This is a genomic window from Paenibacillus prosopidis, from assembly GCF_003337375.1.
Classification (GTDB): Bacteria; Bacillota; Bacilli; order Paenibacillales; family Paenibacillaceae; genus Pristimantibacillus; species Pristimantibacillus prosopidis.
On the sequence record NZ_QPJD01000003.1, the window covers coordinates 206742 to 227798 of the forward strand.

21 protein-coding genes are annotated in these 21057 nt (G+C 47.2%); 19 read left to right on the forward strand and 2 right to left on the reverse strand.

Annotated elements, in window-relative coordinates:
- Positions 1–2 precede the first annotated feature (2 nt).
- The 15 genes from DFP97_RS05790 (at position 3) to pduL (ending at position 14503) form a co-directional block, all read left to right on the forward strand.
- The gene (locus DFP97_RS05790) at positions 3–254 is read left to right on the forward strand and encodes a DUF3243 domain-containing protein (RefSeq protein WP_114379038.1); all 252 of its coding nucleotides are present in this window, start codon (positions 3–5) and stop codon (positions 252–254) included.
- Between the two features lie 190 nt (positions 255–444).
- Positions 445–1212: a DUF3388 domain-containing protein gene (locus tag DFP97_RS05795; protein ID WP_114379251.1), complete on the forward strand. Its 768-nt coding sequence runs from the start codon at positions 445–447 to the stop codon at positions 1210–1212.
- A gap of 18 nt (positions 1213–1230) precedes the next feature.
- A complete protein-coding gene (locus tag DFP97_RS05800; RefSeq protein ID WP_114379039.1) occupies positions 1231–2157 on the forward strand; it encodes a helix-turn-helix domain-containing protein in 927 nt (308 codons plus the stop codon).
- Between the two features lie 30 nt (positions 2158–2187).
- Positions 2188–2682, forward strand: a complete 495-nt coding sequence (locus DFP97_RS05805) for a YajQ family cyclic di-GMP-binding protein (RefSeq protein WP_114379040.1) — start codon at positions 2188–2190, stop codon at positions 2680–2682.
- A gap of 296 nt (positions 2683–2978) precedes the next feature.
- Positions 2979–3554 (forward strand): CDP-diacylglycerol--glycerol-3-phosphate 3-phosphatidyltransferase, encoded by a 576-nt coding sequence (gene pgsA / locus DFP97_RS05810; protein WP_114379041.1) that lies wholly within the window; start codon positions 2979–2981, stop codon positions 3552–3554.
- Positions 3555–3647: 93 nt separating this feature from the next.
- Positions 3648–4919 (forward strand): competence/damage-inducible protein A, encoded by a 1272-nt coding sequence (locus DFP97_RS05815; RefSeq protein ID WP_114379042.1) that lies wholly within the window; start codon positions 3648–3650, stop codon positions 4917–4919.
- Between the two features lie 234 nt (positions 4920–5153).
- A complete protein-coding gene (gene recA, locus DFP97_RS05820; RefSeq protein WP_114379043.1) occupies positions 5154–6209 on the forward strand; it encodes a recombinase RecA in 1056 nt (351 codons plus the stop codon).
- Between the two features lie 80 nt (positions 6210–6289).
- Positions 6290–6994 carry a regulatory protein RecX gene (locus DFP97_RS05825; RefSeq protein ID WP_245975928.1) on the forward strand — a complete coding sequence of 235 codons (705 nt, stop codon included), beginning with the start codon at positions 6290–6292 and terminating at the stop codon, positions 6992–6994.
- Positions 6995–7174: 180 nt separating this feature from the next.
- Positions 7175–8719 (forward strand): ribonuclease Y, encoded by a 1545-nt coding sequence (gene rny / locus DFP97_RS05830; RefSeq protein WP_114379044.1) that lies wholly within the window; start codon positions 7175–7177, stop codon positions 8717–8719.
- An 87-nt stretch (positions 8720–8806) separates the two neighbouring features.
- A complete protein-coding gene (locus DFP97_RS05835) occupies positions 8807–9601 on the forward strand; it encodes a TIGR00282 family metallophosphoesterase (protein ID WP_114379045.1) in 795 nt (264 codons plus the stop codon).
- Positions 9602–9739: 138 nt separating this feature from the next.
- Complete coding sequence (locus tag DFP97_RS05840) at positions 9740–10000, forward strand: stage V sporulation protein S (RefSeq protein ID WP_006036664.1); 261 nt, start codon at positions 9740–9742, stop codon at positions 9998–10000.
- Between the two features lie 110 nt (positions 10001–10110).
- Positions 10111–11052: a dipeptidase gene (locus DFP97_RS05845; protein WP_114379046.1), complete on the forward strand. Its 942-nt coding sequence runs from the start codon at positions 10111–10113 to the stop codon at positions 11050–11052.
- A 184-nt stretch (positions 11053–11236) separates the two neighbouring features.
- A complete protein-coding gene (locus DFP97_RS05850; protein WP_114379047.1) occupies positions 11237–12994 on the forward strand; it encodes a 2-oxoacid:acceptor oxidoreductase subunit alpha in 1758 nt (585 codons plus the stop codon).
- Positions 12972–13838 (forward strand): 2-oxoacid:ferredoxin oxidoreductase subunit beta, encoded by an 867-nt coding sequence (locus DFP97_RS05855; protein WP_114379048.1) that lies wholly within the window; start codon positions 12972–12974, stop codon positions 13836–13838. The genes DFP97_RS05850 and DFP97_RS05855 overlap by 23 nt, the downstream gene beginning before the upstream one ends.
- Positions 13839–13930: 92 nt before the next feature.
- Positions 13931–14503, forward strand: coding sequence for a phosphate propanoyltransferase (pduL, locus tag DFP97_RS05860; protein WP_114379253.1), 573 nt, complete (start codon positions 13931–13933; stop codon positions 14501–14503).
- A gap of 96 nt (positions 14504–14599) precedes the next feature.
- On the opposite strand, the gene DFP97_RS05865 is transcribed toward pduL, so the two are convergent.
- A complete protein-coding gene (locus tag DFP97_RS05865) occupies positions 14600–16090 on the reverse strand; it encodes an MDR family MFS transporter (RefSeq protein ID WP_114379049.1) in 1491 nt (496 codons plus the stop codon).
- Positions 16091–16277: 187 nt separating this feature from the next.
- Between DFP97_RS05865 and DFP97_RS05870 the strand changes: the two genes are divergently transcribed.
- The 4 genes from DFP97_RS05870 (at position 16278) to DFP97_RS05885 (ending at position 20340) form a co-directional block, all read left to right on the forward strand.
- Positions 16278–16880 carry a TetR/AcrR family transcriptional regulator gene (locus tag DFP97_RS05870; protein ID WP_114379050.1) on the forward strand — a complete coding sequence of 201 codons (603 nt, stop codon included), beginning with the start codon at positions 16278–16280 and terminating at the stop codon, positions 16878–16880.
- Between the two features lie 71 nt (positions 16881–16951).
- On the forward strand, positions 16952–18541 hold the full coding sequence (miaB, locus tag DFP97_RS05875) for a tRNA (N6-isopentenyl adenosine(37)-C2)-methylthiotransferase MiaB (protein ID WP_114379051.1): 1590 nt from the start codon (positions 16952–16954) through the stop codon (positions 18539–18541).
- A 23-nt stretch (positions 18542–18564) separates the two neighbouring features.
- Positions 18565–19065, forward strand: a complete 501-nt coding sequence (locus tag DFP97_RS05880) for a YlbF/YmcA family competence regulator (protein WP_114379052.1) — start codon at positions 18565–18567, stop codon at positions 19063–19065.
- 111 nt (positions 19066–19176) lie between these two features.
- The gene (locus tag DFP97_RS05885; protein ID WP_114379053.1) at positions 19177–20340 is read left to right on the forward strand and encodes an iron-containing alcohol dehydrogenase; all 1164 of its coding nucleotides are present in this window, start codon (positions 19177–19179) and stop codon (positions 20338–20340) included.
- 93 nt (positions 20341–20433) lie between these two features.
- On the opposite strand, the gene DFP97_RS05890 is transcribed toward DFP97_RS05885, so the two are convergent.
- Complete coding sequence (locus tag DFP97_RS05890; RefSeq protein WP_114379054.1) at positions 20434–21054, reverse strand: biotin transporter BioY; 621 nt, start codon at positions 21052–21054, stop codon at positions 20434–20436.
- Between the last annotated feature and the right edge of the window lie 3 nt (positions 21055–21057).

A 21057-nucleotide genomic window follows, 5' to 3' on the forward strand; every position in this document is an offset into this window, starting at 1 on the left:
GCATGTCAACTGTCCTTTCTAATTTTGCAACATGGAAACATTTTTTGGCGGACCGTGTATCGCATGCGAAAAATGCCGGAATGACGGAAGAAACCATTTCGACTTTAGCATACGAAATCGGCAGCTTTCTCGACGAGAAGGTCGATCCGAAAAATGAGGAAGAACGAGTGCTGAAGCAGCTATGGGATGTGGGCGATGAGGCAGAACGCAAAACAATCGCCCGCTTGATGGTCAAGCTCGTCCAAGTATCGTAGTTGTCTGAAGCAAACAGACGGCATTAGTCGTCAACTGAAGCAGAAGCAGGAAGCCTCCCAACAGGAGGCTTTTCTGCAATGTTTCTTTTTAGGTTGCAGGATTATGACGAAAATTGTAGAATTATGTTTCATGGTGGAACGGATACATAATTTACTATACTCGAAATGAAGGTTTAGGACGGTGACTGCTTTGGAGTCGAAACAATGGTACATGGAATACAAAATACATAAAAATCGCCCGGGTTTGCTCGGTGATATCGCCTCTTTGCTAGGGATGCTCGAGGTCAATATTATGACGATAAACGGTGTAGAGGACCGCACGCGCGGCATGCTGCTGCAAACGGACGACGATGAGAAAATCGAATTGCTCGGCAAAATGCTGCAAAAGGTCGACAATATTACGGTAAACAAGTTGAGAACGCCTACAATCGTAGACATATTAGCCGTTCGTCACGGACGATATATTGAGCGCGATTCGGATGATCGGAAAACCTTTCGTTTTACGCGTGACGAGCTCGGTATTTTAGTTGATTTTTTAGGTGAAATATTCAAGCGTGAAGGCAATCAAGTGATCGGCTTAAGAGGTATGCCGCGAGTAGGGAAAACCGAGTCCATTATTGCGGGCAGCGTATGCTCGAACAAGCGTTGGACGTTCGTGTCTTCAACACTCCTCCGTCAAACGGTTCGGAGCCAGCTGTCGGAGGATGAAATGCAGCCGAACAACATTTTTATTATTGACGGAATTGTAAGTACCATCCGTTCTAATGAAAAGCATTATGGATTGCTTCAAGAAATAATGGCGATGCCATCTACAAAGGTGATTGAACATCCAGACATATTCGTCAAGGAATCACATTATGATTACAGTCACTTCGACATTATTGTTGAGCTGCGTAATACGCCGGATGAGGAAATTACGTACGAGACATTCACTGCTAACTACTCAGACGATTTCTAAAAGGAAGGAGGCCGTCTCATGTCTGATTTAGGCGAATTGCTACGTAAGGCGAGAGACCAGCGGGGTTTAACGCTCGATGATATTCAAGAAACTACAAAAATTAGAAAAAGGTACTTGGAAGCGATTGAGAGCGGAGATCACACCATTCTCCCTGGTCCTTTCTATGTACGTGCTTTTGTGAAAAATTATTCGGAGGCTGTGGGGCTTGATCCGGATGAAGTGCTTCGTTTGTATCAGCATGAAGTTCCGGCTCCACCGGCGGAGCAAAATGCCGATCCTATAGCGGTAAGGGCACCGCGGCGGGTAAAATCGCAGTCTTCGGAGAGATTGGGTAAAATCGGATTCAATGTGATGATGTGGTCCTTTCTCATTTTGATATTCGTTGTTGTGTGGGTATACGTTATTAACAGTGATTCTGACGAACCCCAAAAGGCGGACCAGAGCACGGACATTACAGATGTATCTGAGCCTCCTGCTGTAGATAAAGACGAGGATCCTGCCGTGAATGAAGGTATTGGAGCTACACCGACACCCGAGCCTGCAGCCCCTGAACCGACCCAAGCTGTTACAACCGTGACCTTTGGCCGCAAAGTAGGCAAGGCTGACCAATATGACATCGGTCCTTCCGGTAACCATAAGGTTGAAATTAAGGTGGTCGGCGGGAAAAATTGGTTAGAAGTGCGCTCTGGAGGCGCATCGGGTGAAAAACTCTTTTACACGAACGCTGAGGATGGCGACATTAAGACATATGAGCTGACAGAACCGATCTACATTAATGTAGGGCGGGCTGATTTGGCAGAAATAACGGTCGGCGGCGTTCTGGTACCGGACGGTGACCGCGCAGGCTCAAAAAAATTATTGCTGAATCCGGTAGTGGCAGAAACGCCGGCAACTGATGAAGCTGCGGACAACGGAACTGCCGCAGATGAGGCTAAAACGGAATAAAGTTTAAAGGTAACAAAGGAGAGGTGCACAATGGCATCAGAAAATGCATTTGATATTGTTTCTAAAGTGGATATGCAGGAGCTGGCTAACGCGATAAAGCAAGCAGAGCGGGAAATTGAAACACGCTTTGATTTCAAAGGCAGCAAGAGCAGCATCGCGCTTGAGAAAGAAGATTTAATCGTTGCTTCCGAGGACGAATATAAGCTAAAAAGCGTGCTTGATATTCTATTGTCCAAAATGGTAAAACGGGGCGTACCGATAAAAAATTTGGATTACGGCAAAATTGAAGGAGCTTCGGCTGGAACCGTTCGTCAACGGATCAAGCTTAGACAAGGGATTGAGCAGGATGTTTCAAAGAAAATAAACATCTTAATCCGCGATTCGAAGCTTAAGGTAAAAAGTCAAATTCAAGGCGATCAATTGAGAGTATCGGGCAAAAGCCTTGACGATTTGCAAGCGGTTATGAAAATGCTTAGAGAAGCAGATCTGCCTGTAGAGCTGCAATTTACTAATTATCGCTCGTAATAATGAAAGCTTCGTTTCATCGGTTTTCGAGAAGCGGAGCTTTTCGTTTTGCGGTAGAGATACTGAAATGTGAGGCAACTGCCGTTTTTGACACGTCTATTGGCATGTATTATACTTGTTTAGATAGCTTTTCGGAAGGATCTGGGGGATACACCGATGATAGAACAAGAAAGAGCAGTCACTTATAGCAGCGTCAGGAAATCAACTGGTTTTGAAATGATATCATGCTCGAATCACGAACGTAGGGTTCGCAAAACGCACACCTATGAGTATGACCGATCTAAGGAGGGAACTGCGTGAATCTGGCGAACCGAATTACATTAGCCAGAATATTTTTGGTGCCGGTTATTATGTTTTTTCTGCTTATTAAAGTGGACTTGGGGTCGTTCAGCTTTTCGGACTTCTCCATTACATACAATCAAATCGCAGCGGCACTCATTTTTATTGTGGCGGCAAGCACTGACGGATTAGACGGTTACATTGCCCGCAAAAACAAAATCGTAACTAATCTTGGCAAACTGCTTGATCCTCTGGCGGACAAGCTGCTCGTTGCAGCAGTTCTTATCTCGCTGGTTGAATTGGACAAGCTAAACGCCTTGATCGCGATCGTTATCATCAGCCGTGAATTTGCTGTAACCGGATTGCGCCAGGTTGCTCTTCTCGAGGGTTCTGTAATGGCAGCGAGCATGTGGGGAAAATGGAAAACAGCGATTCAGATTACGATGATCATCGCTCTCCTGATCAACAACTTTCCGTTCGCTTTTATCGACTTTCCGTTCGATGTTATTGCAAGTTGGGTTGCTGCCGCAATTACGGTATACTCAGGCATCGATTATTTTGTTAAGAACAAGCATTTAATTCCTGTACAGTAATGAAAAAAAAGCATCTTTCCGTCAAGCGGAAAGGTGCTTTTGCATATATGTTTATTATATGAATCGAATCTCAATCCAGAAGGGAACAAATCCATGAAAGCAGAAATCATAGCAGTCGGAACAGAGCTGCTGCTCGGCCAAATCGTCAATACGAATGCACAATTTTTATCGCAAAAGCTTGCAGAGCTAGGCGTTGATGTCTACTTTCAGACAGTTGTCGGCGATAATGCGCAGCGGCTGCGTCAAGCGATCGAAATTGGTAGAGGCCGGGCTGATCTGCTTGTTTTCACAGGTGGTTTGGGACCGACCCAGGATGATCTGACCAAGGACGTGCTAGCTGATTACCTGAACAGGGGATTGATCATCCATGAGCCTTCCATGGCACAAATCGAGCATCTTTTCAGCTCGCGGGGCATTCATATGGTGGAAAGCAACCGGCGGCAGGCTTTAATGATAGAAGGCGGGGAGCCGCTTGAAAATACAACAGGTTTGGCAGTCGGCAACGGATTGTCGGCAGACGGTACCTTGTATATGCTTTTGCCGGGCCCGCCGAAAGAAATGAAGCCGATGATGGAGGGGGCGGGAGCAGCTTGGCTCCGGTCTATGTTAGGAGGGGAGCAGCCGCTGTATTCCCGTATCCTGAAGTTTGCCGGTATCGGGGAGTCAACCTTAGAGGCAAAGCTGCTTGATTTGATCGACGGACAGACGGATCCGACGATTGCGCCATACGCAAAGGAAGGCGAAGTGTCGATTCGGGTTTCGACCAAGGCTAGTTCGGAAGCAGAAGCTGATCGGAAAATCGACGACACTGTCGACAAAATTAAAGAGCGTGCCGGCGAGCACTTGTATGCGCAGGAAGACGTGCCGATCGAAGTCCAGGTTATACAGCTCCTAAGGGGTTCAAGCCGTAAGCTGGCAAGCGCAGAAAGCTGCAGCGGAGGTTTGTTTGCCGAGCTCATTACAAACGTTCCTGGGAGCAGTGGAGAGTATGTTGGCGGTGTCGTTACTTATACGAATGGGATGAAGCATCACTTGCTCAGCATTCCGATGACACAGCTTGAGGGGGAAGGTGCGCCGGGTGCCATCAGTGATTCGACAGCCGCATTAATGGCGGAGCGGGTCAGACAGATTTCGGATGCTGATTTCGGAGTATCCTTGACCGGTGTCGCTGGACCTTCAGAGTCTGAAGGCAAGCCTGTGGGACTGGTTTATTTTGCGATTGCAGAGCGTGGGAAGCCGACCAGCGTGCATTCGCTTCACTTAAGCGGAGGCAGATCAATCATTCGTTTGCGTGCGGTAAAAGCAGCCTTATATCGGCTGTGGCTTACACTGCGGGCCGAGGAAACAAGGGCAACTGAAGATTGAGTATGTCTAAGATGGTTTTGATTGTAAAAAAAATGATTGTAATTTGTCGAATCAATCGATATACTTGAAACTAGTTATCGGAAGAACCGTGGCGAAGATTACTTTGCTGCGGTTTTTTTATGTCCATTTAAGGGGGCGAAGTGAAAAAGACGAATGTATGTTCGAAAAAAATGCTTGGCAACCCGTCGGAAAAAAGGTATCATAACATTATAAATAGTGAAGGATGTGGGTTAGTTGTCAGATCGTCGCGCTGCGTTAGAAATGGCTTTACGTCAAATTGAGAAGCAATTTGGTAAAGGCTCCATCATGAAATTGGGTGAATCCACACACATGCAGGTAGAAACCGTGCCTAGCGGTTCACTTGCTCTAGATATCGCATTAGGAATTGGCGGCTTGCCGCGTGGACGAGTTATCGAAGTATACGGACCGGAATCGTCCGGTAAAACGACAGTTGCTCTACATGCAATCGCTGAAGTTCAACGCATTGGTGGACAAGCTGCGTTCATCGATGCGGAGCATGCGCTCGATCCGCTTTATGCAAGCAAGCTCGGCGTTAATATTGATGAGCTGCTGCTTTCACAGCCTGATACGGGAGAGCAAGCATTGGAAATTGCCGAAGCGCTCGTACGAAGCGGCGCTGTCGATATTATCGTAATTGACTCCGTTGCGGCTCTTGTTCCGAAGGCGGAAATCGAAGGCGACATGGGAGATTCACACGTAGGTCTACAAGCGCGTTTGATGTCACAGGCGCTTCGGAAGCTGTCTGGGGCCATTTCGAAATCGAAGACAATTGCGATCTTCATCAACCAATTGCGTGAGAAGGTAGGGGTTATGTTCGGTAACCCGGAAACAACGCCAGGCGGACGCGCATTAAAGTTTTACTCCAGCGTACGGCTTGATGTACGCCGGATTGAGACGTTGAAGCAAGGCAACGATATGGTCGGTAACCGTACCCGCATTAAAGTCGTTAAGAATAAGGTCGCTCCTCCGTTTAAGCAAGCGGAGATTGATATTATGTACGGTGAAGGCATTTCTAGAGAAGGCACTCTTGTCGATATCGGGGTAGAGATGGATATCGTTCAAAAGAGTGGTGCATGGTTCTCGTATAATGGCGAGCGGTTAGGTCAGGGACGTGAAAATGCGAAGCAGTTTTTGAAGGATCATAAGGATATTGCCGCAGTTATAGAGAAGCAGATTCGCGAAGCAAGCAATTTATCCGCCGCGGCCACTCAGGCTAATTTCAACGCAGCCGCAGATGAAGACGAGGAAGAGTTCGAGGATCTGGACTAAGCATAACCGGTTTTCATAAATGACGATGCTTCGCCGTCCCATTTGGGGCGGCGAAGCTGTGTTTAGAAAGGATATACGGGGTGGACAAGATCGATTCGAACAATAGGGAAGAATGGATGATTTTATCGGTTCGGCAAGATAAGAAGGAACGTAAGCTATATCATCTTTTCGCAGATTCGGAAGAACCGCTGCTTTCGGTGCATGAAGATATACTGATTCGCTTCCGCTTGATGAAAGGCCAGCTGTTAACAGCCGATCAGAGAGAAGAAATTCGGACGGAAGACGAGCAGTACCGGGCCTATGTGCTCGCCATCGCCTATTTGGGCGCTAAACCTAGAACGCGAAAGCAAATTGAACAATATTTGATGCGTAAACTATTCGAGGAAACAAATATTCAATATGCGCTTGACCGTTTAGAAAGGGAGCATATTGTTGATGATGAAGAATATGCTCACCAATTCGCAGCTGGCCGGCTGAGAAACAGCTTAAAAGGCCGCCTTTGGATAAAACAAGAGCTGCAGCAGCGGGGCGTGTCGAAAGAAACCGCTTCGGAAGCGACGAATGCACTCGATAGTGAGACTGAATTAATAGCAGCGAAATCTGCTGCGGCGAAAAAATGGCGCTCTTTAAAAGGCGAAACATTTGAACGAAAGCGCAAGCTGATGGGATATTTATTGCGCAGAGGGTTTCCTGGCGACATCGTGAAGGAAGCGATAAAGTCTATCGATACGAACGAAGAAGTAGATGCGTTCGAAGAGGATGATGGGCTTTTGCTTGACAATTGATTTTATGAAAAGATAAAATGAGGTTGTATTCCTTCTATTTTGAATCAATTTTCCTTCCAAAAGTTGATTCGAAACGATTATTTTCGTCAAATTAGTACATGTTGAAACGGTATTGAAGCCGGTTGAAAACCTAATATCATCCCAAGCAGTGCCTTGGTATGCAGCAAGGAGGTGAACAAGATGCTAAATGAGGTCATTTGGATCTTGATCTGTCTCTTTGTTGGCGCAATTTTCTTTGGGATTGGTTATTTTATTCGAAAGTCGATTGCCGAGGCTAAAATTTCGAGTGCTGAGCAAGCCGCTGTCCAAATCGTTGAAAATGCGAAGAAAGAAGCTGAGGCTCAGAAGAAAGAAACTGTGCTAGAGGCAAAAGATGAAGTCCACAAACTTCGTTCCGAAGCCGAGAGAGACATTCGTGAGCGACGCAACGAGGCTCAACGTCAGGAAAGACGTTTGCTCCAAAAAGAGGAGTCGTTGGATAAAAAGTTAGAAGCGCTGGAACGCAAAGAAGAGTCTGTAGCCAACAAAGAAAAACGGATCGAAGAAACGCAAGAGCAGATCGATTCCATTTACAAGCAGCAGCTTAGCGAGTTGGAACGCATCTCAAGCTTGACGACGGAAGATGCGAAATCGATTATATTATCCAATGTTGAGCAAGAAGTACGACATGAAACAGCTCAAATGATAAAAGAGATCGAGCAGCAAGCGAAAGAAGAAGCCGATAAGAAAGCACGCGACATTATTTCGCTAGCTATTCAGCGGTGTGCGGCAGATCATGTGGCTGAGACGACGGTTTCCGTCGTAACGCTGCCTAATGAAGAAATGAAAGGCCGCATTATCGGGCGTGAAGGCCGTAATATCCGTGCTTTGGAAACATTGACCGGTATCGATCTAATCATCGACGATACACCGGAAGCGGTCATTTTGTCTGGGTTCGACCCGATAAGACGCGAAATTGCCCGCACATCTTTGGAAAAGCTTGTGGCTGACGGTCGTATCCATCCTGCCCGCATTGAAGAAATGGTTGAGAAATCCCGTAAGGAAGTCGATGAGCGTATCCGTGAATACGGTGAGCAGGCTACTTTCGAGGTTGGAGTTCATGGCTTGCATCCGGATTTAATCAAGATTTTAGGACGATTGAAATATCGGACAAGCTATGGTCAGAACGTATTGAAGCACTCCATGGAGGTTGCTTACTTGACTGGCTTGATGGCCGCAGAGCTTGGCGAAGATATTACGCTGGCAAAACGCGCAGGATTGCTGCATGACATTGGTAAAGCGCTAGACCATGAAGTTGAAGGCTCACACGTAGAAATTGGCGTAGAGCTTGCGAAGAAGTACAAAGAGCATCCTGTCGTTATTAACAGTATTGCATCCCATCATGGTGATACGGAAGCAACATCAGTAATTGCAATGCTCGTAGGAGCGGCTGATGCTTTATCGGCGGCGCGCCCAGGTGCTCGTCGAGAAACGCTTGAGACTTACATTAAGCGTCTCGAGAAGCTCGAGGATATTTCGGAATCGTTTGACGGTGTTGAGAAATCGTATGCGATCCAAGCCGGTCGTGAAGTACGCGTAATGGTGCAGCCGGACAAAATCGATGATACGGAAGCATTCCGTCTCGCTCGCGATATTACGAAAAAAATCGAGAGTGAACTCGATTATCCGGGACATATCAAGGTTACGGTTATTCGTGAAACACGAGCAGTCGAATATGCGAAGTAAGCAACAAAAATCATATTCATTTCAGAAAAGTGGCTGCTTGTCAGCCACTTTTCTGTATGAAAGCGTGCAAAAAGGAAGTGTATTTACGTGAACGTTTTATTTATTGGTGATATCGTAGGCAATGTAGGAAGAAGTGCGCTTAAGCGGGTTTTGCCCGCACTGAAGAGCAAATATAATCCTCATATTATTATTGTTAACGGTGAGAACGCTGCTGCAGGCAGGGGGATTACGGCAACGATTGCGAAGGAATTTTTCGAATGGGGCATCCATGGGATAACGATGGGCAACCATACGTGGGATAATAAAGATATATTTGAATGGATTGACCAGGAGCCGCGTCTTGTCCGTCCAGCGAATTATGCAGAAGGGGCACCCGGAGAAGGGATGGCCTTCATCAAAGCAAATGGCAAGCAGCTAGCAATTATTAACCTGCAAGGGCGTACCTTTCTGCCGCCAATTGATTGTCCGTTCCGCAAAGCGGATGAGTTAATCGAAGAAGCAAATGAACATACGAAAAACATACTTGTTGATTTTCATGCGGAAGCGACATCGGAGAAGATTGCAATGGGCTGGCATCTGGATGGAAGAGCTTCGATTGTTGTTGGCACACATACGCATGTGCAGACGAATGATGATACGATATTGCCTGGAGGAACGGCTTACATAACGGATGTTGGTATGGTCGGGCCTAAGGAAGGCGTACTCGGCATGGAACGCAATGCTGTTCTGCATAAATTCATCACGCAGCTTCCCGTACGTTTTGTTGTGGATGAAGGAAAATGGCATTTGCATGCCATATCCGTTCAGCTAGATGATACAAGCGGGCAAGCCCGTAAAATCGAGAAAATTCGATTAACGGAAGATGAATGGCTCATGATGTAATGCTTTGAATCTTTGAAAAGTTCCGACAATTCAGAACAGTTTGCGAATTGAAGGGAATAAAAGCAGGAATTTTTTGACCTCTCTCGAATACTATTTAAAAGTGGAATCCATCCAACAGTCCAAGGGGAGGTTCTTTTTATGGATGTATTAAAAGTTTCAGCAAAGTCCAATCCAAATTCCGTTGCAGGTGCGCTCGCCGGTGTTCTTCGTGAACGAGGCGGCGCTGAACTGCAAGCCATTGGGGCTGGTGCGTTAAACCAAGCAATCAAGGCCGTTGCGATTGCTCGCGGATTTGTCGCTCCCAGCGGGGTGGATCTAATTTGCATTCCAGCTTTTACTGACATTGTCATTGACGGGGAGGATCGTACGGCAATCAAATTGATTGTTGAGCCTCGGTAGCAAGCAAAAGGTACGATGATGAAACAGCTGGCTGAATAACGTAATTGTTTGCCTGTTTACGTCGTAGACAGGTTTTTTGCTGTGAATTTCACGAATGGAGAGGTGCAACTATGAAAGTGGTAGATTTTCATTGCGATGTGCTCTATAAGCTGCTGCTTGATGATGAGCTAACGTTTCAAGGCAGCAAGCCTGGCATATTAGATGTTACATACGAGCGTCTGAAGGCTGCTGGAACGATTCTGCAAACATTCGCCATCTTCATCCCCCAATCGATGAACGGTCGATTAGAACCTATTTTGGAGAGTGTAGATCGATTTCACCAATTAGTATTATCTTGTGATGATATGGTATGGGTGAGAACGTCCAAAGAGTTGGATGCATGCATAAAGGATGGGAAGATTGGAGCATTATTGTCACTCGAAGGCGTTGATGGATTGCAGGGGCAAATGCCGATGCTTCGCATCTTACATCAATTAGGTGTACGAGCAGCGGGACTGACGTGGAATCATGCAAATTGGGCTGCTGACGGTGTGATGGAAACGCGAGGCGGGGGATTAACAACTAAGGGCCGCCAGTTTGTAGAAGAATGCAATAAATTGGGTATACTGTTAGATGTATCACATTTGTCCGAGAAAGCGTTTTGGGAGGTTGCTGAGCTTTCAACAAAACCGGTTATCGCTTCCCACTCTAACGCTAAAGTTATTTGCGACCATCCTCGCAACTTAACTAATGAGCAAATCAAACGGCTAATTGAGAAGCAAGGATTGATTGGCATCACGTTCGTGCCGTATTTCGTCTCAAAGGCAGAAGTTGTACAAGTAGATGACGTCCTCCGTCATATCGAGCATATGTGCGAGCTCGGAGGAGAGTCTCATATTATGTTAGGCTCTGATTTTGACGGCATTGACCGATATGTAATGGGCTTATCACATCCGGGTGAGCTATCAGCTCTGCAAGAGGCATTGCTAAAACGATATTCCGGGCGTCAAACGGAACAATTTATGTCCGGAAATGCGCTTCGATTCCTGAGTAATTTTCTTCCAAATGGGTAAAATAAGTTCAATCTATTTCCGATATGGAATCAATCGAAACAAACTATGTTTTTATTAAGCGTTTACATCTTGATTTTTCTGGATTTGCACCTTAAAATTGTTGTGACTATTATAACTTATATTATATAATTGTTTGATGATGTCGAATTTTTTGCACGTTCTAGAAAAAGAGGAGATGGGCATTTTGATCAGTCAATTGTCTTGGAAGATCGGGGGACAACAAGGGGAAGGCGTCGAGAGTACCGACCGGATCTTTTCCACGGCGCTTAACCGCTTGGGCTATTATTTATATGGATATCGGCACTTTTCTTCGAGGATCAAGGGCGGACACACAAACAATAAAATCCGCATAAGCACGAAGCCGATTCGCGCGATTTCTGATGATTTAGACATTCTTGTTGCATTTGACCAAGAGAGTATCGATTTGAATGCGAAGGAATTACGCGTCGGCGGCGTTGTCGTTGCGGATGCGAAATTCAATCCAACAATACCTGAAGGCATAGATGCAAGATTGTTCTCTGTGCCTATTACCGCTATGGCGGAAGAGCTTGGTACATCTTTGATGAAGAACATGGTTGCTTCCGGAGCATCATGGGCGCTTCTCGGATTGCCGCTTGAAGTATTTAACAAAGCGGTTGAAGAAGAGTTCGGACGTAAAGGCGCAGCTATCGTAGAGAAAAATATTGAAGCGGTTAAGCGCGGAGCTGAATTCGTTCTCGAGCAAGCGGGCGGACCGCTGGATGAGTTCAAGCTTGATGCGGCTGACGGTAAACAAAAGCTGTTCATGATCGGCAATGAAGCCATTGGTCTCGGATCTATAGCTGCCGGCTGCCGTTTGATGGCTGCTTATCCGATTACTCCGGCTTCGGAGATTATGGAATACTTAATCAAAAAGCTTCCAAAATTCGGCGGTACCGTCGTACAAACGGAAGACGAGATTGCTGCTGTAACGATGGCCATTGGCGCGAATTATGCCGGTGTGCGTACGATGACAGCATCCGCTGGTCCTGGACTGTCTCTTATGATGGAGGCAATCGGACTAGCAGGAATGACGGAAACACCGCTCGTTATTGTAAATACGCAGCGTGGAGGCCCTTCGACCGGTCTTCCGACGAAGCAAGAGCAATCTGACTTGAACGCTATGGTTTACGGAACACATGGTGAAATTCCGAAAATCGTCATCGCGCCTGCATCGATTGAAGACTGCTTCTACGATACAATCGAGTCGTTTAACCTGGCTGAGCAATACCAGGTTCCGGTCATTTTGATGACTGACTTGCAGCTGTCGCTTGGTAAGCAATCATGCGAGCCGCTTGATTACAACAAAATTGAAATTAAACGTGGCAAGCTGGTCCAAAATGTACCTGCTCTTGAAGGCCACGATTTATTTAAACGATACGAATTGACGGAAGACGGCGTTTCTCCGCGCGTATTGCCTGGTGAGAAGGGCGGACTGCATCACGTAACAGGCGTTGAGCATGATGAAGTTGGACGGCCATCCGAAAATGCGGTAAACCGTCAAAACATGATGGATAAGCGTCTAAACAAGCTGAATGATATGTACATCCGCGATGCGATCCGTGTTGACGCTCCGCACGAGACGCCAGACTTGCTGATTATCGGCATGGGCTCTACTGGCGGTACGATAGATGAAGCTAGAACCCTGCTTTCACTGGGAGGCATATCAACGAATCATATTACGATTCGCCAAATTCACCCATTCCCAACAAAATTGCTGCTGCCTTACTTGCAAAAAGCGAAACAAGTGATCGTCATCGAAAATAACGCAACCGCTCAGCTCGCATCCCAAATCAAGATGCATGCCGGCTTTGCAGAGAAAATCGAAAGCTTGCTCAAGTACGACGGCAATCCGTTCCTGCCTTCCGACGTTCACAAAGCTTGTAAGGAGTTGAGTTTAGATGGCAACGTTCAAAGAGTTTAGAAATAATGTAAAGCCTAACTGGTGTCCCGGCTGCGGAGACTTCTCCATACAAGCGGCTATTCAACGCGCTGCAGCAAATGTTGGGCTTGAGCCTGAAAACTTAGCTGTTATTTCGGGTATCGGATGCTCCGGCCGGATTTCCGGTTATATTAATGCTTACGGATTCCACGGTATTCACGGTCGTGTGCTTCCAATTGCACAAGGCGTAAAGCTAGCTAACAGGGAAATGACTGTAATTGCTTCCGGCGGTGACGGAGACGGCTTCGCGATCGGAATGGGCCACACGGTTCACGCCATTCGCCGTAACCTGAACGTGACTTATATCGTTATGGACAACCAAATTTACGGCTTGACGAAAGGTCAGACTTCTCCGCGAAGCGCGGAAGGCTTCAAAACGAAATCGACGCCTGAAGGCTCGATCGAGTCGACGCTTTCGCCGCTCGAAATCGCTTTGTCCGCAGGCGCGACATTCGTTGCTCAATCATTCTCAAGCGATTTGAAGCAGCTTACCAGCTTGATCGAGCAAGGGATTAAGCATGAAGGCTTCTCGCTCATCAACGTATTCAGCCCATGCGTAACGTTCAACAAAATCAATACGTACGATTGGTTTAAAGAAAACATCGTTAACCTGGAGCAATTCCCTGATTACGATCCAACTAACCGCGTGCTGGCGATGAACAAGATCATGGAAACGAACGGTATGCTTACTGGTCTTATTTATCAGAATACAACACGTAAATCTTATGAGGATCTGGTTACCGGCTTCAAGCAAGAGGGTTTGGCGAAGCAAGACATTATGATAACGCCGGACCAATTCGACAAGCTTGTTGCTGAATTTAAATAAGTGGTATGATAAGCATGCGGCCAATTGGCCGTATGCTTTTTTTCAACGCTTTAAGCGTAACTATCAATTCGTAGCAGGAGAGTGACAGCATGATACATAAAGAAGTACCTATAGGTGTATCCGCAAGACATATTCACTTATCAGATGAGCACGTTGAGCTTCTGTTTGGCAAAGGATATACGTTAACGGAAATGAAACCTTTATCGCAGCCGGGACAATATGCAGCCAATGAAACAGTAGCTGTTGTAGGACCGAAGGGTACGTTCGCAAAGGTGAGAATACTTGGACCAACCCGCAAGCGGACACAGCTTGAGGTATCGAGAACCGATGCTTTCGCGCTTGGCGTAAATCCTCCGGTACGCGAGTCCGGAGACATTGCGGGTTCGGCTGGCATAACGCTCCAAGGACCTGCTGGCGAGATTAAGATTGAAGAGGGCGTCATTGTTGCAGCGCGTCATATTCATTTCCATACGAGCGATGCTGAGCGGTTTGGAATTGGCGATAAGCAATCGCTGCGAGTACGTTTCAGCGGTGAGCGCGGTGTCGTGTTTGAAAATGTAATCGCACGCGTATCGGAGCAGTATGCGCTTGATATGCACATCGATACGGATGAGGCGAATGCGGCAGGTGTGAAAAATGGGGACACGGCGGAAATTGTTGATTAGGCTGCATTAAAATAGGCTGCTTCCAGGGTCGTCGAGGACGTCTGAGAAGCAGCCTTTTTTGGATTACAGTTTTCGTTTTTGACAACCTAAGTAATATTAATGACCCATCATCATCGATACTTCTGGTTTCTCGTCCGGGTTAGTGCTTAACTCCTGTTTCGGTCTGCGAAGAAGGAGGGCAACGATAGCGCCGAAGATCGAGATCGAGGCTAAGATGAAGAACGTATCTCCGTAAGCGGAATAAACAACGTTCGGTCCAGGACTTGTTGCGCCGTAGTGATCTATTCTGCTTGCCAAAATAGTCGACAAGCCGGCGATTGCAAATGAAGTCATGACCTGCTGTGCAGCAGCTGTAAGCGATGTTACCCTGCTTACGAGCTCCCTGGGAGCAGCCTGCATAATATGAGTGTTGAGCGGCATCATCGATAAGCCCATCCCGGCACCCAGCATAGCAATTGGAATCATGAGCGTCATTAAGCTGGTGTCAGAAGAAATCTGGCTGAGCAAGAAGCCTGCGATTGTAACAATCGAGAGTCCCGCAATAACGGTTGGACGTGCGCCAAAACGGTCTAACAGCTTGCCGCCGATTGGCATGAAAATACCCGCTGAAAGTGCTTGTGGAAGCAGGATCAAGCCTGTCGTGAAAGGGGAGTAGCCTTTCGCAATCTGGAGGAATACCGGAATAAGGAACAACGTACCGAACAGTGCAATTTGCACGATCCATTGCAGGACAACGCCTCTTGTGAAATTGCTTGATTTAAATATGCGCAGCTCCAGAAGCGGCTCCTTGCGGTTTAATTCTACGAAGATGAAAATGATAAGCGCAATGCCGCCGACAATCAGACCTGTCAACGTTTCTGTCGATGTCCAGCCGCTGCCTGCGCCTCCTTCGCCGCCAGCAGAGCTTACGCCGAAAGCGAGCATAGCGAATGCGAGCGGCGCGAACAGCATGCCGAGAAAATCGAGTGCCGGAACGCGCTTGCGTTCAATGTTAGGTAAAGTGCGGAGTCCGACTATAACCGCTATAACACCAATTGGCAGGTTAATGATGAAAATCCAGTGCCACGTTACATACTCAATTAACCAGCCGGCTACAACAGGGCCGAGGGCAGGGGCGAGCAGCATGGGAATCCCGATCATGCCCATTACAGCGCCTTGCTTGCCGGGAGGGCTGAGTCTGAACGTGAATGCCATAGCGATTGGGGCAACCATACCGCCGCCAAGACCTTGGATAACCCGGAATACAATAAGCTGCTCCGCAGTTGAGGCCAAGGCGCAAAGGCCCGAACCGATTGTGAACATAATGATGGAGAACAAAAAGATTTGCTTCGCTCCGAATCTGTCCGACATCCATCCCGCAAGCGGAATGACGGCTGCTTGAGCTAACGCGTAGCCGGTGATCGTCCATTGAACGAGGGTCATCGAGCTGCTGAAATCCTCCATTAAGCCCGGCATAGCGACATTCATCGCCGTACCATCCAAAATGACCATGAACATACCGACAATAATGGCGACAAGCGGTGCGAGGATGTTTTTAATCGACATTGGATCGCCTGTTGGTGCCGCATGCTTTGAAGCTGAAGACATGTCACTTCCTCCTATCCTTGTATAGGGGTCTATCCTTCCTATTGTTGACCTGCCTTGTATGTCAGGCTACAATAAAAAGATGACCGCATCAATGAGCGGACAATTGTCCGCACTACTGAATAATAAAGACGTTTTGAGCAATTGTCAATCCTTTCATTTGCGATTACGGAAAAAGGAGAAATGAACGATGACTGCACCAGACAGCAGCAGAACGAAACAAGAACTCAGCAAAGCGATTTTGCACACAGCAAACCACTTGTTTACGGAGCATGGGGTAGAATCGGTCAGCATGCACCAAATCGCCAAATCGGTTGGCATTGGACAAGGCACCCTTTACCGGCGTTATGCAAATAAAGGCGATTTGTGCATGGATATGATGAAGGAAAATTTTGATATATTCATCAAGGAGATCGATCAATACTTAGCAACGAGTGCGCAATTACCGGTTCAAGAGCGATTGAGCGGCGTCATGCGCCGGATTATTGCATTCATCGATAAAGAATCGAAGTGGCTTGGCGTCATGCAATCGTATAACAAAATAGAGGATCACAAGACCGATTTTTTTCAATCGCCGCCTTATCGTTATTTACACCATGTTCTTAGCAGCTTATTTCGGGAGGCTTCAGAGCTGAAGCTAGTACAAAACATTGATCCCGGCTATGCCGCGCATTCGTTTATTTCCGTACAGTCTCCGCACACGTATAGACAGCTACGGCATGTAATGGGATATTCGTGCGAGGAGATACAGGATCGTTTTTGCAGGACATTTATTGACCCTCTATTTCGTTAAATGGTATAATACTGAATTGGGCTATATAAAGTAGAAACTATTTGTACCGATAAGGGAGTGAATAGGCATTGATGAAGGAAAGCAACCGTATCGCTACGGACAAAAAGCCCGTCGAAACAAAGGATTACTCGAAATATTTTGATTTTAGCGACGCGAAAGTGATTGATCAGGATGAGAACTCAACGACCTACCGCATTAAAGGAAGGATCGTCAACATAAATTCGACGCCAAGTCACAAGGATGAGAAAAAACGCGGTAAAGAGGACATCGAGGTGCATTACGATTTCTCGATTCCAGAGGAGCTGCGCACGATCGGCGCAGGCAAGCATTATTTGATTCAAACGTATGGCTGCCAAATGAACGAGCATGACACCGAGGTTATGAAAGGCATGTTCGAGGAAATGGGATATACGGCGACGGAGGACCGGAAGCTCGCGGACGTTATATTGCTCAATACATGCGCCATTCGCGAGAATGCCGAGGATAAAGTATTCGGTGAGCTGGGCCATCTGAAGACATTGAAGACGGAAAAGCCTGATTTGCTGCTCGGAGTATGCGGCTGCATGTCGCAAGAGGAGTCGGTTGTCGGACGAATTTTGCAAAAGCACGCGTTTGTCGATATGATTTTTGGAACGCATAATATTCATAGACTTCCGTATTTGCTGCAAAATGCTTATTTCAGCAAAGAGCTCGTTGTCGAGGTATGGTCCAAGGAAGGCGACATCATTGAGAACATGCCGAAGAAGCGTGAAGGAATGCGGGCTTGGGTCAACATCATGTATGGCTGCGATAAGTTCTGTACCTACTGCATCGTGCCGTATACGCGGGGCAAGGAGCGCAGCCGCCGTCCAGAGGACGTTATTGCCGAAGTGCGGGACCTTGCCCGTCAAGGCTTTAAGGAGATCACACTGCTCGGTCAGAACGTGAATGCATACGGCAAGGATTTTGAGGATATCAGCTACCGGTTCGGCGATTTGATGCATGATATGTCCAAAATCGATATTCCGCGTATTCGATTCATGACGAGCCATCCGCGTGATTTCGACGATCATCTCATAGAGGTATTGGCGACGCGCGGCAATTTGGTTGAGCATATTCATTTGCCTGTCCAATCAGGCAGCACTGAAATATTGAAGCGAATGAGCCGCAAGTATTCCCGCGAAATGTATTTGGAGCTTGTCGAAAAAATTAAAAAAGCGATCCCTGATGTCATGCTAACCTCTGACATTATCGTTGGCTTCCCTGGTGAAACTGAGGAGCAGTTCGAGGATACGATGACGCTTGTGAAGGAAGTGGGCTTTGATTCCGCTTATACCTTCCTCTATTCGCCGCGTGAAGGAACGCCTGCGGCTGGGATGGAGGATAACGTACCGTTAGAGGTGAAGAAAGCGCGGCTTCAGCGTCTGAATGCCTTATTGTCTGCTAATGCAAGAGAAAAGAACGAGCAGCTGCGCGGCCAGATCGTTGAAGTGCTGGTAGAAGGCGAAAGCAAAAACAATGCGAATGTCCTATCCGGACGTACCCGCACGAATAAATTGGTTCACCTTGAAGGTCCAAAGGAATGGATCGGACAGTTCATTATGGCGAAAGTGACCGAAGCGCAAACATGGTACATCAAGGCTGAGGCGATAGAGCAGAGTGCAGAAGAAGCCGTTAGCTAACGGCAAAACAGGAGAGATGACAAATGGCAGAGCAGCAAACGACAGCAAATCATTCGGAGCAGCATCATCATGACCACGATCATGCGCACGGCGGCGGCTGTGGCATTCCCAGCTTCAACACGCGTGATTTGATTGTGAAAGAAGATATTACAAAGAAGGCGAAGGAGCTGGCCGACCTGATTTTCACGTCGGAGGAAGTTCAGCATTATCGCCGTGCGGAGCAGCAAATTAACGGCAATGAGCGTGTACAGCAATTGATCACCCAAATTAAAAAGAAACAAAAAGAAGTCGTAGCCTTCGAAACGACCTTCAAAAACGCCGACATGGTTAAAAAAATCGAAGCTGAAATGGAAGTACTCCAAGACGAGCTTGACGGTATTCCGATCGTTTCGGAGTTCCAACAAAGCCAATCGGATATAAACTATTTATTGCAGTTGGTCGTATCCATCGTCCGTGACACCGTATCGGAGAAAATAAATGTTGAAGATGCGTCTGAGCCGGATCCGGAGGAATGCATCGAGTAAGTAGTTCTAAAAGTGTAATCGTTAGATGTAATATAGAGCATAGATAAGAAGCGTTTGTCGAATATGACAAGCGCTTCTATCCTATTTTAGGGGAGAAAGCGAGGTTTTAAATTGAGAGCATTTACATATTTTAATCCGACGAGGCTTCATTTCGGGCAGCAGCAGTTGAAGCAGCTGCCTGTTGAAGCAGCCAAATATGGGAAAAGAGTGCTGCTCGTTTATGGCGGAGGCAGCATTAAAAAGAGCGGCTTATACGATCAAATAGCAGAAGCTTTAGCCGATGCGGATTGCGTCATTACGGAGCTGAGCGGGGTTGAACCGAACCCGCGTATATCGACCGTCCGCCATGGCGCGGCGCTCTGCCGCAGCGAATCGATCGATTGGGTGCTTGCAGCAGGAGGCGGAAGCACGCTCGATTGCGCCAAAGCGATAGCGGCGGCAGCCAAATATGACGGCGATTTCTGGGATATCGTCTCGAAGAAGGCGAAGGTATCGGCGGCATTGCCGCTTGGCACGGTGCTGACATTGGCGGCAACGGGATCGGAAATGAATGCGAACTCCGTCATTTCAAATGAAGAGACGCTTGAGAAGCATGGCTGGAGCAGCCCGTACGTGTACCCGGCCTTCTCGATTCTTGATCCTGTGTTTACGGTCAGCGCACCTAAGGACCATACGGTATACGGTATGGTAGACATGATGGCTCATGTATTCGAGCAATATTTCCACCATGATTCGCGTACGCCGGTTCAGGACGGCTTCTGCGAATCGATTATGCGTACGGTCGTAATGACCGCGCCTATGCTCGTCAGCGATTTGACGAACGTGCAGCATCGCGAGACGATTTTGTACTGCGGCACGATGGCGCTGAACAATACGTTGTCGATGGGTATTGTAGGGGACTGGGCGAATCACGATATGGAGCATGCCTTGTCGGCTGTCTACGATATTCCGCACGGCGGCGGATTAGCGATTTTATTCCCGAATTGGATGACGTATGTGCTTGAGGATAATATTCAGCGATTCCGTCAATTTGCGGTGCAGGTATTCAGCATACGTGAGGATGGCCGCACGGATCGTGAAATTGCTGAGCTGGGCATTTCCGCGCTGCGGAAATTTTGGACATCGCTTGGAGCGCCTTCGAGACTGGCTGACTATGGGATTGACGACAGCCGCATAGAGGAAATGGCATCTAAAGTGACGGGGGATGGCACAAGAGGCAACTTCCGAAAGCTGACGAAGGAAGACGTGCTGGCGATTTACCGAATGTCGCTGTAAGACGAAAAAGCCGTATTTGAAGTCACTCTTATAGAGGGACTGCGAATACGGCTTTTTTATGGCAGCTGTACTTAATTTTTTACAAATGAATGATTAGTTATAAACGTTAAATGTCGGATCTTCCGTGTTCTTGCTGGCGGTTGACGTTCGAATGTGGACAATGTAAGGTGTTAGGGAGACTGCCAAAAGGGTGCCAACGAGCGATTTAAGAGCATCACCGATTATGAATGGATAAAAGCCTATAGCCATTGCTTTTTGGAAAGAAAAACCGGTAATGTGCATGAGCCAAGGAATGCCGGGCACATAGGCGAACAGCGAGCTGAACAATTCGAAAATAATGAAAAAAGCGATAAAAGCAACAGCTTTATTACCTTTGGAGACATTGTTTTTCAGTAGTCGTCCAACAGCAAGGCTTACAAGTAATGCGCAAAACGGAAAAGCGAAAATAAATCCGCCAGTAGGTCCAGTCAAATGAGCAATGCCGCCTTGACCGCTGAACAAAGGCAGGCCGAATGCCGCAAGGATTATAACGACAGAGATACTGAGAAAAGCGTTGCGCGGCGTAAGGAAAAGACCAGCTAATAGAACGGCCAGCGTCTGCAGCGTAAATGGCACAAGCGAGGCGCCAAGCTTAATCGTAAGCGAGCTCATAACGATAAACAGCGCCGCGAATAAAGCAATAAAGACGAGTGACCGGATGTTGTTGGTTTGCATAGT